The organism is Xanthomonas sp. NCPPB 1128 (genome assembly GCF_001043115.1).
Lineage (GTDB): Bacteria > Pseudomonadota > Gammaproteobacteria > Xanthomonadales > Xanthomonadaceae > Xanthomonas_A.
In genome coordinates this window covers 24,316-38,200 of the sequence record NZ_LFME01000005.1, presented here as the reverse complement: position 1 = coordinate 38,200, position 13,885 = coordinate 24,316, and the positions used below count along the sequence as shown (strand labels likewise).

General features: G+C 70.6%; 10 protein-coding genes. 5 read left to right on the top strand and 5 right to left on the bottom strand.

Annotated features, from left to right (window positions below; genetic code table 11):
• Position 1: 1 nt before the first annotated feature.
• The 5 genes from ACP93_RS05325 to ACP93_RS05305 all read right to left on the bottom strand — a co-directional run bounded on the left by ACP93_RS05325 (position 2) and on the right by ACP93_RS05305 (position 5,373).
• Positions 2 to 1,528, bottom strand: coding sequence for a DUF5691 domain-containing protein (locus ACP93_RS05325; protein ID WP_048489734.1), 1,527 nt, complete (start codon positions 1,526 to 1,528; stop codon positions 2 to 4).
• Complete coding sequence (locus ACP93_RS05320; protein ID WP_048489733.1) at positions 1,525 to 2,856, bottom strand: SWIM zinc finger family protein; 1,332 nt, start codon at positions 2,854 to 2,856, stop codon at positions 1,525 to 1,527. Before ACP93_RS05320 ends, ACP93_RS05325 begins: the two co-directional genes overlap by 4 nt.
• A gap of 238 nt (positions 2,857 to 3,094) precedes the next feature.
• Positions 3,095 to 3,316 carry a hypothetical protein gene (locus ACP93_RS05315; RefSeq protein WP_228135961.1) on the bottom strand — a complete coding sequence of 74 codons (222 nt, stop codon included), beginning with the start codon at positions 3,314 to 3,316 and terminating at the stop codon, positions 3,095 to 3,097.
• Positions 3,317 to 3,436: 120 nt separating this feature from the next.
• A complete protein-coding gene (locus tag ACP93_RS05310) occupies positions 3,437 to 4,687 on the bottom strand; it encodes a sensor histidine kinase (RefSeq protein WP_048489731.1) in 1,251 nt (416 codons plus the stop codon).
• Entirely contained in the window at positions 4,684 to 5,373 is a 690-nt protein-coding gene (locus ACP93_RS05305) for a response regulator (protein WP_048489730.1), read from the bottom strand. Before ACP93_RS05305 ends, ACP93_RS05310 begins: the two co-directional genes overlap by 4 nt.
• Before the next feature lie 109 nt (positions 5,374 to 5,482).
• Here ACP93_RS05305 and ACP93_RS05300 point away from each other — a divergent pair, with 109 nt between their 5' ends.
• The 5 genes from ACP93_RS05300 to ACP93_RS05280 are packed head-to-tail and all read left to right on the top strand — an operon-like array spanning position 5,483 to position 13,871.
• Positions 5,483 to 6,943, top strand: a complete 1,461-nt coding sequence (locus tag ACP93_RS05300; RefSeq protein WP_228135960.1) for an efflux transporter outer membrane subunit — start codon at positions 5,483 to 5,485, stop codon at positions 6,941 to 6,943.
• Positions 6,944 to 6,971: 28 nt separating this feature from the next.
• Positions 6,972 to 7,790 (top strand): MipA/OmpV family protein, encoded by an 819-nt coding sequence (locus tag ACP93_RS05295; RefSeq protein ID WP_048489728.1) that lies wholly within the window; start codon positions 6,972 to 6,974, stop codon positions 7,788 to 7,790.
• A 23-nt stretch (positions 7,791 to 7,813) separates the two neighbouring features.
• Positions 7,814 to 8,932, top strand: a complete 1,119-nt coding sequence (locus ACP93_RS05290) for an efflux RND transporter periplasmic adaptor subunit (protein WP_048489727.1) — start codon at positions 7,814 to 7,816, stop codon at positions 8,930 to 8,932.
• Positions 8,929 to 12,003, top strand: a complete 3,075-nt coding sequence (locus tag ACP93_RS05285) for an efflux RND transporter permease subunit (RefSeq protein WP_048489726.1) — start codon at positions 8,929 to 8,931, stop codon at positions 12,001 to 12,003. The genes ACP93_RS05290 and ACP93_RS05285 overlap by 4 nt, the downstream gene beginning before the upstream one ends.
• Positions 12,000 to 13,871 carry a lipase family alpha/beta hydrolase gene (locus tag ACP93_RS05280; RefSeq protein ID WP_048489725.1) on the top strand — a complete coding sequence of 624 codons (1,872 nt, stop codon included), beginning with the start codon at positions 12,000 to 12,002 and terminating at the stop codon, positions 13,869 to 13,871. The genes ACP93_RS05285 and ACP93_RS05280 overlap by 4 nt, the downstream gene beginning before the upstream one ends.
• Positions 13,872 to 13,885 lie beyond the last annotated feature (14 nt).

Below are 13,885 nucleotides of genomic sequence, written 5' to 3'. Positions count from 1 at the left end.
ATCAGGATGCGGCGTGCAGGGTCTGGCGCAGGGCAAGGAGCTGGCGTGCCTGCTGCACGCAATCGAGCATGGCGGCGGTGGCGTCTGCCGGCGGATCGGCCACCTGCACCTGCGGCAGTGCGGCGGGATGCAGGATGGCAAGCAGTTCCAGCAGCGCGTCGCGCAGGATGTAGTCGTGGCGCAGCGTTTCCGCCTCGAACAGCGCGCCAAGACCTGCGGCCAATCGCTGCGAGTACGCCGCGCTCAGCGTCTCGCCGAGTGCGGTGCTGGCCAGCACATCGCCGAGCAGGCGCTGTTGCTGCAGGTCTGCGGCGCTGGCCGGCCAGTGCCGTTCGCGTTGCGCTGGCGGCAGCAGGGCCAGCAACTCGCCCAGGGCCAGCAGCCGCTGCTCTACGCCGATCAAGGCTTCCACCCAGGCAGGTTCACTGGCGTCCACGCGTTCCAGCCAGGCGCGCAGCAAGGCGTCGTACCACTCCGTACTGCGGACCCAGGCCAGCAGCACTTCCGGGTTCTTCTCCAGGGTGTTGCTCCACCAGGCAAGCGGCAGTTGCCGCGCCAGTTGGTAGAGCCACCAGGCGCGTTCGCCGAGGGCATCATGGTCGGGACGCTTGGCATCGATGGCGGTGTCGTTCCAACCGGCGTCGATGGCGGAAGGCGCATCCAGGGTCCAGGTCACCCGGCGCAGCAAGCCGGTGCGCTGTTGCCGCAGCACTCCGAGCATCTGCGTTTGCAGGTACTGCGCATGCGCGGTGCTCGACAGCCGAGCCAGCATCGGCCCGACCAGCAACCGTACCTCGCGGCTGCGATCCTTCAATAGCTGCTGCAACAAGGGCGCGTCGGCCTCGCTCAGGTGCGCCTGCAAGGCCTCGATGCAGGCGGCGCGTTCGCGCGCGGACAGCTCCTTGAGCGCGGCTTCCACGCGCACGCGTGCGCCCGCGGCGTCCTGCGCGCGCAACTGACGCAGGGCGAGCAGCCGTGTATCGAACGCGCCGTCGCTCCACATCCGCTCCAGGTCTGCAGGTGTATGCGCCGCCTCTACCGCATCGGCGGCATAGGCCCACTCCGCGTTGCGTGCCGCCAGCCAGTGCCCGCGTGCGCCCAGCACCGCGCGCAAGGCGCTGCGCAGCGCAGCCAGGCGTGCGCCTGCATCCAATGCCTGTGGCAGTACCGCGACAGGCAGATTCTGGCCGCGGGTTGCCAACTGCAGGCAGGCTTCCTGGCGGAGACGCTTCAGCCATGCGGGCGGCTGCTGCCCGGCGAACAGCGCTTGCAACAACGGCAACCAAGGGTGATCGGCGGGCAGCACCTGCGGGTCGGGCGACACAGGCGGCGGCGACGGCAGTGCTGCGCCAAGACGCAGCGCGGCACGCCTGCACGCTGCCAACGCGCCTACCTGCAGGCTGTAGCCCAGTGCGGCATCCTCCTGCATGGCGATGGCGGCAAGCACCTCGCCGAGCGCGCCGTCGACCGGGATCCGTTGCGGGCGATCGATGCCGAGCAGGGCCGGCTTCAACCAGGCCTCGTTCATGCCGCACTCCTTTCCCAACACTCGCCTTGCCCGTTCCAGGCGCTGAGCGGCAACAACGTATGGCCATCCCACTCGCCCATCAGACACACCGGGTGGCCACCCGCGAACGCGAGCAGCGCCCAGCCCTGCAACGCGGATACCTGCAAGGGCAGGCCGCCTTCGGCGTGCTGCGCCCAGGCACTGCGGCCATCGTGCGCGATGTGCACGTCCCGCAAGCGCATGGACACCTGCGGCAACCAAGGATTGAGCGCATGCGCGCAGGCGGCGGCGTCGAGGGTGTCGGTGCGTGGCGGCGCGGCGACGGCCTGCGCGCCGGCACCGAGCTCGCCAGCCACGGCGCGCAGCGGCACCGTGCCCGGATGGAAATGCAGGCGGCCGACATGCACGTCTCCGTTGCGCCAGTACTGCTCCCAGCCGCGGCCGCCGTGGCTGTAGTCCAGCAGTAGCGCGAAGCGGCCGCTGTCCAGGCCCTGCAGCCACACCCGGCGCTCCAGCAGATTGCCCGGCTGCTCGATCAGGTGCTGGCCCTGGACGTGCCAGCGATCGTGCACGGCCTCGCCCTCGCGCAGCACCGTGTCGCGCTCCAGCGGCCAGCCCAGCGCGGCGCGCAGATCCGCCTGGCGAGCGCGATTGAAGCCGCCGGCGCGCGGTACCGCCTGGGCCAGCAGTTGCAGCAGTCCGAGGCGTTCGCCGAGGTCGGCGAGCTGCGCGAGATCGCGCCCACCCTCGCCCACGGCGCGCTCCAGCTGTGCGGCCAGGCCCGGGGCCTGCGCATCCACCATGCGCGCCATCATGCGCCGCGCGTCCTGGGCGAATTCAGCGCCCAGGTTGGCCAGGCCCTGGCGGAACTGGTCGGCGATCCAGCGTTGCAGTTCGGCCGCGCCGGCATGCATGCGCGTCCAACGCGCCTGTTCGCGCTTGGCCGCCGCCGCGGCCTGGACCTGCGGATCGGGCGGCGGCGTGCTGGCGGCACTCTCCTCCTTGCGCGCCGCGCGCTCGCGGCGCCCCTGCATCCATTCGTCGACCCAGGCCGGGCGGGCGCCCGGCACGCAGCGCGGATTGCCGGCGGCATACAGCAACAGCATCGCCAGGCCATGCTTGCACGGGAACTTGCGGCTCGGGCACGAACAACGGCTCACCAGCGCGGCCAGGTCCACCTGGGTCTGGTAGGGCTTGGCGCCGCTGCCCTGGCATTCTCCCCACAGCACCTCGGCGTCGGCGCCGAGCAAGCCCCATTTCCCGTCCGTGGCCAGGCCCGCGGCCGCCTTGGCCGATGCCGCATCGGGCGCAAGCGCGAGGACCTGCTCGCGCGTGAGTCGCACTTCCATATCCGTACTCATCTCAGCGTCGGGGCGATGATAGCCGAGGTTGTGTGGCAATCAGCGATGGACGGGGCCGGACGCCTGACACGCGGATGGCTGCCGTAGATCGTCTGCGGCTTTCGCCTCGGCACTGGCAGCCGGGCGTGCACCGCCGGTCGATCGCGCTTCCCTGGAAGCGCCCCTCATCGATCGACGGGCTGCATGCCCGGCATGGCAGAACTGCCACGCCAGGCGGCCTTGGGGTTCAGCCGCCCTGCCCCAACCGCCGCCGGATCTGGGCGCGCTGTTTCGCGCTGAACGCGTCGGCATGCGTCTGCAGCAGCGCGATCACCGATGTATGCGCCGCCTCGGTGCGGCGTTGCAGTTCGCGGACGGCGGCCTGTTCGATGGCGCGCCATTCGGCGGCGGTGGTTCCGGTCGGGGTGGCGGTGCTGGTTACGCGCATTGCGAGGTCCGGTTGCGACACGGGGCAGGCCGATGCGGGTGTCGGCCTCGCCGTACTCTATCGCCAAGTGGTCGTCCTTGGCTCGTGTCGCGTAGACGCTGGATGCAGAGCCGCATCTATGCTCCGCAGCCATTGCGGACCTTAGGCGTGGCGCTTGCGCGGGGTCGCAGCGGACGCACTGGGGGCCGGCGCATCAGCGTCGCCGGCAGGCCCATGCGGCAAACGCACGCGCGCACATAGCCCGCCGCCCTCGCGGTTGGCGAATTCCAGCGCGCCACCGTGCGCCTGGCAGATGGCCGCGGCAATCGACAGGCCCAGGCCGCTGCCGCCGGAATGGCGGGCGCGCGAGTCGTCGGCGCGCCAGAAACGGTCGCCCATCCGCGCCAGCGCTTCTTCGTCGACGCCGGGACCGCGGTCGGCCACGCGGATCAGCACGCCTTCCGCATCGGCCTGCGCCTCCAGCGCCAGCTCGCCGCCAGCCGCGGCGTAGCGCAGCGCATTGTCGATCAGCACCGACAGCACCTGACCCAGGCGGTCGCGGTCGGCGCTGATGTGCAACTGCTCAGGAATGCGCACCTGCACCTGCATGCCGGCCCCCTGCAGCGGCTGCGCGGCCCAGGTCAGGCGTTCGCGGACCAGTGCGCCGAGTGCGAACCGCTGCGGTTCCAGCATCAACTGGTTGGCGCGGGCCATCGACAGCAAGTGCAGGTCGCCGACCAGGCGATTGATCTGTTCCAGCTGGCGCTGGACCATGCGCAACTGCTCCTCGCTGCTCGGAAATACCTGGTCGAGCATGCCCTGCACCCGCCCCATAGCCGCGTTGAGCGGGGTGCGCAGCTCGTGCGCCAGCATCGCGCTGGACTCGCGCACCTCGCGCTCGTACTGCTGCAACTGCGCGCTCATGCCGTTGAAGTCGATCGCCAGCCCGGCCAGTTCGTCCGGCGCGCCGGGCACCACCCTGGCGCGCGCGGCGAAATCGCCATCGCTGATCCGCCGCGCCGCCGCGGCGACGTTGGAGAACTGCCGCGACAGCGGCCGCGAGGCGAGCAGGCCGCAGACCACGATCACCGGGATCGACGCCAGGATCATGCCCGCCAGCAGCAGCCAGTCGCGGCTGGCCAGCCCGGGCAGGAAATCGGCCACGTCGTAATACGTCTCGAACAGTTCCCACAGGCGCCGCGCATTGCTGTGCGGATCCTCGCGCAGTTGCAGCATTTCCTGCCGCGCCTGCGGCGGCAGGCGGCTCAGCGTGGACGCATCCCAGATGGCGAAACGCAGCAGCATGCCCAGCGCGATCGCGATGATGGTCAGCACCGCCAGCGCGCTCATGCGCAGGCCCACCCACTGCCACAGCGGCACGTGGCGCTTGCGGCGGAACCAGGCCCAGTTCATCGGAAGCGGTAGCCGATCGCGCGCACGGTCACCAACAGCCCGGTGACCTGCTCGTGTTCCAGCTTCTTGCGCAGGTTGTGCACATGCGCATCCACCACCCGCTCCAGCGCGTCGCTGTCGGGCAGGCAGATTTCCAGCAGTTCGCTGCGGGTGAAGGCCTTGAACGGCGTCTTCATCAGCGTCGCCAGGATGTTGAACTCGGTCGGGGTCAGTTCCAGCGCCACCTCGTGGCCGTCGGCAGCGCGCACCGTGGCGCGCACGGCCGCGGTATCCACGGTGAGCCGCTCGTGGCGCAGCGGCTCTTCGCTGGCACGGGCCGGCCCGGCGCGGCGCAGCACCGCATACACCCGCGCCACCACTTCCTTGGGACTGTACGGCTTGACCACGTAGTCGTCAGCGCCGTAGCGCAGCGCGCCGAGCTTCTCCGGTTCGTCGCCCATCGCGGTGACCATGATCACCGGCGTGTCGCTGCTGCGGCGGATCGTGGACAGCACCTCGGTGCCGCTGAGCCGCGGCAGCATCACGTCCAGCAGCACCAGGTCCGGCTTCCACTGCGCATGCACCGCCACCGCCTTCTGCCCATCCTCGGCGATGGTGACCTCGAAACCGTCGCGGCGCAGGTAGGCCTCGAGGATGCTGGCGCTGTCGGCATCGTCTTCGACCAGCAGGATCTTCTTCGCGTGCATTGCCTGGTGCCTGTATTTCGCGTCTTGATGGAATCTTGAAGATTCCTAGAAGGCGGCTTGAACATGCCCGCCGATGCTGGCAGTCGAGTTCGATCACCCGACCGCCGCCATGATTCTACCGTCCCTGCTGCTTCGCCCGTGTCGCACCCGCGCCCTGCTCTGCCTGCTTGCGCTCGCCCTGGGTGGCTGCTCCCTGGCACCGCTCTACCAGCGCCCGCAAGCGGCCCTGCCACCCACGCTGGGCGCGGCCACTGCGACCGAGGCTGCCGCCCCGAACCGCAACGACACTACGCTCACCGAGCAGGAACAGCAGTTCGTGCAGGCGTTCTCGCCGCAACACGACCTGACCCCACTCGTCACCCAAGCGCTGTCCCACGACCCGGACTTCCGCAATGCCGTGCTGACCGTGCAGCAGGCCCGCGCCCAGTACCGCATCGAACGCGCGCAGCAACTGCCGCAGCTCGGCCTCGATGCCCAGGGTACGCGCCGCAGCTACGACGACGCGGCCACGCAGGCGCGCTACGGCCAGAAGCTGAGCACCGTCGCGGTCGGCGTGGACGGCTTCGAACTGGACCTGTTCGGCAAGCTGGCGTCGCTGTCGGCGGCGGCGCAGCAGCGCTACCTGGCGTCCGAGGATGGTCGACAGGCGGCGCGCGGTGCGCTGGTCGCCGAGGTCCTGCGCGCCTATACGCTGGAGCGCGCCGCCCTGCAGAGCCAGCAACAGGCGCAGACCATCGCCGAACGCAGTGCCGCGCTGCTGGCGGTCGCCACGCGCCAGCTGTCGGTCGGGCTGATTTCCCGCGATGCGCTGGACCGCCAGCGCCACGACGACGACCAGGCGCAGGCGCGCGCGCAGCAGGCCGCCAGCGACCACGCCGCCGCTCGCCGCGCCCTGCAACTGCTCGCCGGCTACGCCATGCCGGACGGCGCCGGCACCGTGCAGGACCTGCTGCCCGGCGCCGAGCAGGAAGACGCCCGCGCCTGGCACGACCTCGACTCGCAGGTGCTGCTGCAGCGCCCGGACGTGCGCCAGGCCGAGGCCGAACTACGCGCGCGCAATGCCGACATCGGCGCCGCGCGCGCCGCGTTCTTCCCGTCGATCCGCCTGAGCACCTCGCTGGGCACCGCCAGCGAGGCATTGAACGGACTGTTCATGCCCGGCAGCCGCACCTGGAGCTTCATGCCGCAGTTGCTGCTGCCGCTGTTCGACGGCGGCCGCAACCGCGCCAACCTGGACATCGCACAGCTGCGCAAGGACAGCGCGGTGGCCGACTACGAGAAGACCGTGGAAGTGGCGTTCCGCGAAGTCGCCGATGCACTGGATGCGTTGACGGCACTGCAGCAGCGCGCGCGCGGCGAGCGCACCAACCTCGAACGCGAGCGCCAGCGCGTGGCGCGCCTGCAGCAGCGCGTGGTGCAAGGCCTGCAGGACCGCCCCGAGCTGCTGGCCGGCGACATCCAGGCCGCCCAGGCCGAGCTGGCGCACCTGCAGGCGCGCCAGGACCTGCTGCTCGATCGCATCGCGCTGTTCCGCGCGTTCTACGGCGTGCCGCTGCCGCACGCGCCCTGACCTTTTCCCCCCGCACGAGGTTGCCCCGATGAAACATGTGCTTTCCATTCTCTCGCCAACGCTGACCGTGGCGGTGCTGGCGCTGCCGCCGGCCGCACATGCCGCAGACCCCGACCCGGCACCCAGCGCCGGCCTGTTCGGCGACCGCACCCAATTGAACGTGGGCGCCGGCGCCATGCTGACCCCGCGCTATGCCGGTTCCGCCGACGATCGCGTGCAGGCGGTGACGGTGTTCTCGGTGCAGCGCGGCATCCTGTTCGCGGACACGGTGCGCGGCGCCGGCGTGCAGTTCCAGAATGCGCACGGCTTCTCCGCCAGCCAGTCGTTCGGCTACGACCTGGGCCGCCTGCAGCGCGACAGCAGCTGGCGCCCCGGCTCCAAGCGCCTGGCCGGCATGGGCGACGTGCCCGGCGCGATCACCGCGCGCAGCCTGGTCATGCAGCAGCTCACCCCGTACCTGGCGCTGGATGCCGAGGCGGAGTTCACGCTGAAGGACGGCGCGCGCCGCAACCGCTACCGCGCCGGAGCGCGCTTCACCCTGCTGCAGGCCGCGGCCGACAACGTGACCTTGGACCTGGATGCGCACGTCGGCGACCGCCGCTTCAACCAGGCCTACTTCGGCGTCACCGATACGCAGAGCGCGACCAGCGGCTTGCAACCGCACCGCGCCGATGCCGGCGTGTACGCCTACACGGCCGGCGCCGAATGGGACCACACCTTGTCGCCGCACTGGACCGCCTCACTGCTACTCAACGCCACCCGCTACGTCGGCCCCGCCGACGGCAGCCCGGTGGTGCGTCGCCGCGCCGCTGCCGGCGGCGGCGCCACCGTCACCTACACATTCTGATCGCTTCCGGGACACCGCCGACCATGACCCTGCGCCCCACCCTGCTTCTCACGCTGTGCCTGCCACTGGCCGCGCTGGCGCTGTCCGGCTGCGCCCGCGAGGCCGCACCGACCGCCGACGCGCCGCGCGCGGTCAAGCTGGAAACCGTCGGCCGCGATACCGCGCGCGACAGCACCCGCTACCTCGCGCAGGTGCGCCAGCAACAACGCGCCGACCTCGGCTTCGAGGGTGGCGGCCGCATCGCCGCCATCAGTGTGGACGTGGGCGACCACGTGCGCGCCGGCCAGGTACTGGCGCGCCTTGATCCGGAACCGAACAGCCTGCGCCTACAGCAGGCCGAGGCCGGCGTCGGCATCGCCGCGGCCGATCTGCAGCAGCAACAGACCCAGCTCGCCCAGCAACAGGCCATGTTCGACGACGGCGCCGCCTCGGCGGCAACCCTGACCGCCGCCAAGAGCGCCTTCGCCGCAGCGCAGGCGCGGGTCCGCAGCGCGCAATCGGACCTGGCGCTGGCACGCCGCGCGGTGCGCCAGTCCGAACTGCGCGCCCCGTTCGACGGCAGCGTGGTGGCGCGGCTGCAGCAGCCCGATACCTTGGTCAGCGCCGGCCAGCCGGTGCTGCAAGTGGACGGCGCCGATCGCGCGCAGGTGCTGGCGACACTGCCGGCCGATCGCGCGGCGGCGCTGCAACCCGGCCAGCGCGTCCTTGCCTACCGCAGCAGCGCGCCGCAACAGGCCCTGCCGCTGCGCCTGCGCAGCGTCTCCGAACGTGTGGACGGCGGCGCCACGGTGCAGGCGCTTTTCGACAGCACCGGCACCGATGCGACACAACCGCGCAGCGGCGAATCGCTGCTGCTGGCCCTGCCCGATAGCGACGCCAGTCAAGCAACGAGCGTGCCGCTGAGCGCGCTGATTCCGAGCATGGCCGATGGCCAGACCATGGTGTTCGTGTACCGCCAGGACAACGGCAGTGTGCGCCGCCGCAAGGTCGGCACCGGCCGCAGCGATGGCGACCGCGTGCAGATCGTGCGCGGCCTGGCCCCCGGCGAACGCATCGTCGCCGCCGGCGCCGCCTTCCTCCACGACGGCCAGCACGTCGTGCCGTTCCGTCCCACCACCCGCCTCGGCACCGTCTCGCCATGAACCTGACCCGCGCCACCCTGCAGTCCAGCCGCCTGGCGCTGTTCAGCGCCGCCCTGATCCTGATCGGCGGCATCGTCACCTTCCTCGGCTTTCCCTCGCAGGAGGAGCCCAGCGTGACCGTGCGCGATGCGATCGTGCAGGTCGGTTTCCCCGGCATGCCCAGCGAACGCGTGGAGAACCTGCTCGCGCGCCCGCTGGAGGAACGGCTGCGCGAGGTCAGCGGCCTGAAAAAGATCGTCACCACCATCCATCCCGGCAGCGCCATCGTGCAGGTCACTGCGCAGGACAGCGTCAAGGATCTGCCGGCGCTGTGGCAGCGTGTGCGCAGCAAGGCGGCCGAGGCCGGCGCCGAGCTGCCCACGGGCACCCAGGGGCCGCTGGTGGACGACGACTTCGGCCGCGTCGCCATCGCCTCGATCGCGGTCACCGCGCCCGGCTTCAACACCGCCGAGATGCTCGGGCCGCTGCGGCAGATGCGCGCGCAGTTGTACGCCGTGCCGGGCGTCGAGCGGGTCACCTTCCACGGCCTGCAGGACGAGCGCGTCTATGTCGCCTTCGACCGCACCAAACTGGGCGAGGCTGGTCTCACCCCGGCCGCGGTCGCGCAGCAACTGCGCGCGCAGAACGTGGTCGCCGGCGGCGGCCTGGTCGCGGCATCGGGCATGGCGATGACGGTGACCACCTCCGGCGAAGTGCACGACCTCGACGAGCTGCGCAATGCCCCGATCGCCACACAGGGCACCGACGGCCCGCGGCAACTCCCGCTGGCGCAACTGGCGCGCATCGAGCTGACGCCGGCGGATCCGCCGGAGGCCGGCGCGATCTACCAGGGCCAGCCGGCGGTGGTGGTGGCGGTGTCGATGGCGCCGGGCAACAACGTCGCCGAGGTCGGCAAGGCACTGCGGCGCACCCTGGGCGAGACCGCCAAGGCGCTGCCGGTGGGCTTCGCGCAGCACGTGGTCACCTTCCAGGCCGACGTGGTCGAGCGCGAGATGGGCAAGATGCACCACGTCATGGGCGAAACCATCGTCATTGTGATGGCGGTGGTGATGCTGTTTCTCGGCTGGCGCACCGGCCTGATCGTCGGCGCGATCGTGCCGCTGACCATCCTCGGCGCGCTGATCGCGATGCGGGCGCTGAACGTGGAACTGCAGACCGTGTCCATCGCCGCGATCATCCTGACGCTGGGCCTGCTGGTGGACAACGGCATCGTCATCGCCGAGGACATCGAGCGGCGCCTGGCCGCAGGCGAGGAACGCCGCGCCGCCTGCGAGGCGGCCGGCCGCAGCCTGGCGATCCCGCTGCTGACGTCCTCACTGGTGATCGTGCTGGCGTTCTCGCCGTTCTTCTTCGGCCAGACCAGTACCAACGAATACATGCGCTCGCTGGCGATCGTGCTGGCGGTGACCCTGCTCGGCTCCTGGCTGCTCAGCATCACCATCACCCCGCTGCTGTGCATGTACTTCGCCCGCGCGCATGCCGCGCCCGCCGATGGCCACGGCGAGAGCTACACGTCCAAACCGTATCGCCTGTACCGGCGCGCGATCGAGGCGTTGCTGGCGCACAAGGCGCTGTTCCTGGGCAGCATGCTCGCCCTGCTGGCTCTGGCGGTGACCGTGCTGGTCTCGGTGCCCTACAGCTTCCTGCCCAAGTCCGACCGCCTGCAGTTCCAGATGCCGGTGACCCTGCAACCGGGCAGCGATGCGCGCGAGACTCTGCGCACCGTGCAGTCGATCAGCCAGTGGCTGGCCGACCGCCGCCAGAACCCGCAGATCGTCGACAGCATCGGCTACGTCGCCGACGGCGGCCCGCGCATCGTGCTCGGACTGAACCCGCCGCTGCCGGCGGCCAACATCGCCTACTTCACCGTCAGCGTGCAGCCGGGCAGCGACATCGACGCGCTGATCGCCAACGTGCGCACCCACCTGCGCCAGGCCTATCCGGCGGTGCGCGCCGAGCCCAAGCGCTTTTCGCTGGGCTCGACCGAATCTGGCGTGGCGATCTACCGGGTGATCGGCCCGGACGAGGCGCAGTTGCGCCGCCTCGCCGCCGGCATCGCCGACGCCTTGCGCGCCCTGCCCGGCACGCTGGACGTCAGCGACGACTGGGACAGCCGCATCCCACGCTACGTGGTGCAGGTGGACCAGGCCAAGGCGCGCCGCGCCGGCATCGCCAGCGAGGACATCGCCCAGGCGCTGCAACTGCGCTACGGCGGCGTGGACGCCTCGGTGATCCACGACGACGGCAGCAATGTGCCGATCGTGCTGCGCGGCGACAGTGACCCGCGTGCGCGCGGCGGCAATCCCGGCAACACGCCGATCTATCCCTCGTCAGGCGCCGCACCGCTGCCGCTGTCGGCGATCGCCGACATCCAACTGAGCTCCGAGCCCTCGACGATCCAGCGCCGCAACCTGAGCCGCGCCATCACCATCACCGGCCGCAACCCGGACCTGACCACCGACCAGGTAGTGGACGCGCTGGCCGACAAGGTGGCGGCGCTGCGCCTGCCGCCGGGCTACCGCATCGAGATGGGCGGCGAACTGGAGGACGCCGCCGAAGCCAACCAGGCGCTGCTGCAGTACATGCCGCATGCGCTGGGCGCGATCCTGCTGCTGTTCGTGTGGCAATTCAATTCGTTCCGGAAGCTGTTCATCGTGGTCGCCAGCATTCCGTTCGTGCTGATCGGCGCCACCCTCGCCCTGCTGGTCACCGGCTATCCGTTCGGCTTCATGGCCACCTTCGGCCTGCTCGCGCTGGCCGGGATCATCGTCAACAACGCGGTACTGCTGCTGGAGCGGATCGAGGCCGAACTGGCCGATGGCCTGGACCGGCACGAAGCGGTGATCGCCGCCGCGGTCAAGCGCCTGCGCCCGATCGTGATGACCAAGCTGACCTGCATCGTCGGCCTGATCCCGCTGATGCTGTTCGCCGGCCCGCTGTGGACCGGCATGGCCATCACCATGATCGGCGGCCTGGCCCTGGGCACGCTGGTGACGCTGGGGGTGATCCCGGTGCTGTACGACCTGCTGTTCGCGCGCCGCGCCGACATGCCGGCGAAGGCTGCGGCATGAGGCGGCAGCGCAGGCACCGCGTGGCGCTGGCCTGCGTCGCGCTTGGCCTGGCGCTGTGCGCGAGCGGCTGCGCCAGCGTCACCCTGCAGCGGGTGGATGCGGCGCGCTACATCCAGGCCAAGCGCGGCGACGCGCTGAGCGCCGCGCGCCTCAGCGACGCCGCGCTGCAGACGCTGAACGTCGCCGGCCTGGACGCGGCACGCTGTACGGCGACGGTGCCGCCGTGCCTCGACCGGTTGCTCGGCACTGCCGACATGGACCAGGAACGCGCCCTGGCGACGGCGGCGGAGCTGTCGCTGCTGGCCGCGCAAGGCGCTGCCAGACGACAAGCGGACAGCGATGCCACCCTGGCCGGCTGGCTGCAGACCGCGCGCTATGCCTACGCCTACCTGTTCTTCAGCGGACGCACGCCCAGCGAACGCGCCTTCGAAGAACGCCAGACCCAGGTGCGCGACTACTACAACTACGCCGTGCAGCAGGCGGTGACCGCTCTGTTCGCGCGCTACCGGCGGCATCCGCCCACCACCCACGATGCCGATGCGCCCATCGCCACCCTGGCCGACTGGACGGTGACGCTGGATGCCAACGGCATGGGCAGCCTGCAGGACATGCCGATGCCCGAGGCGATGCTGGCGGCCAGCGGCCTGCGCTTCGACGGGTTGCGCAGCGTGTATCGGCGCGACGGATTCGGCGCGGAAATGGTTGCGATCCTGCCGCAGCCGACGGCGGACGCCATCGGCGGTACCGAAGCCGCGCCCACCTACAGCGACATGCCCACGCCCAACCTCACAGTGTTGCTGCGCTTCGACGGCCGCACCCGCGAAGAGGTATTGGCCAGCCACAGCGCGCATGTGGAAGTCCACGATCCTTCGATCAGCGAGCGGGTGGCGATGGGCGGTGTCGACGTGCCGTTGGCGGCCAACTTCAGCGCCGGCTATGGCGTGTGGATGGCGCGCGCCGGCTTCGCCGCGCAATCGCTGCGCACCCTGCTCGGCCTCGGGCACGGCATCGACCGGCCGCAGGTGTTCATGACCCAGCCCTACGACCCGCACCGGCGCGTGTTGGTACTGCTGCACGGGCTGGCCAGCAGCCCGGAGGCCTGGGTCAACCTGGCCAACGACCTGCTCGGCGATCCGCAGGTCCGTGCGCGCTACCAGATCTGGCTGGTGTACTACCCGACCAACCTGCCGATTCCCTATACCCATCTGCAAGTGCGAAACGCGCTGGAGCAGACGCTGGACCAGTTCGATCCGCAGCGTCGCAGCGTCTCCGCACACGACATGGTGCTGATCGGGCACAGCATGGGCGGCGTGCTGGCGCGACTGATGGTGTCCTCCAGCGACGGCGAGCGGTTGTGGCGAACCCTGTTCGACGATGCGGCCCTGGATCCCAAGGCCCGCCAGGCAATGCAGGCCAGGCTCGGACCGATGCTGCATTTCGCGCCGATGCCGGAGGTGTCCGAGGCGATCTTCCTGGCCACGCCACAGCGTGGCACACCGGAGGCCGCCGGCCCGCTTGGCGAACTGGCCCGCACCGTGATCGGCCTGCCCCGGCGCGTCCTCGATCAGTTCAAGGACATCGCCGGCAAGGACATGCTCGGCGCACTGCCCAACAGCGTCGACAGCCTCAGCGACCGGGATCCCTTCATCCTCGCCGCGGCGCAGTTGCCGATCTCACCAAAGGTGACCTACAACTCCATCATCGGGCAGGAGGATCCGCGCGTGCCGCTTGCGCAGTCCAGCGACGGCATCGTGCCGTACTGGAGCGCCCACCTGCCCGGCGCCGCATCGGAAACGGTGATCGTCTCCGGACACAGCGTGCAATGCACGCCGCAGGCGATCCTGCAGATCCGCCGGCTGCTGCGCTGAGCTGGCGCAACTGT

Coding starts and splice junctions, on each gene's coding strand:
- ACP93_RS05325 (WP_048489734.1), bottom strand. CDS start 1,528: ATGAACGAGGCCTGGTTGAAGCCGGCCCTGCTCGGCATCGATCGCCCG.
- ACP93_RS05320 (WP_048489733.1), bottom strand. CDS start 2,856: ATGGAAGTGCGACTCACGCGCGAGCAGGTCCTCGCGCTTGCGCCCGAT.
- ACP93_RS05310 (WP_048489731.1), bottom strand. CDS start 4,687: ATGAACTGGGCCTGGTTCCGCCGCAAGCGCCACGTGCCGCTGTGGCAG.
- ACP93_RS05305 (WP_048489730.1), bottom strand. CDS start 5,373: ATGCACGCGAAGAAGATCCTGCTGGTCGAAGACGATGCCGACAGCGCC.
- ACP93_RS05300 (WP_228135960.1), top strand. CDS start 5,483: ATGATTCTACCGTCCCTGCTGCTTCGCCCGTGTCGCACCCGCGCCCTG.
- ACP93_RS05295 (WP_048489728.1), top strand. CDS start 6,972: ATGAAACATGTGCTTTCCATTCTCTCGCCAACGCTGACCGTGGCGGTG.
- ACP93_RS05290 (WP_048489727.1), top strand. CDS start 7,814: ATGACCCTGCGCCCCACCCTGCTTCTCACGCTGTGCCTGCCACTGGCC.
- ACP93_RS05285 (WP_048489726.1), top strand. CDS start 8,929: ATGAACCTGACCCGCGCCACCCTGCAGTCCAGCCGCCTGGCGCTGTTC.
- ACP93_RS05280 (WP_048489725.1), top strand. CDS start 12,000: ATGAGGCGGCAGCGCAGGCACCGCGTGGCGCTGGCCTGCGTCGCGCTT.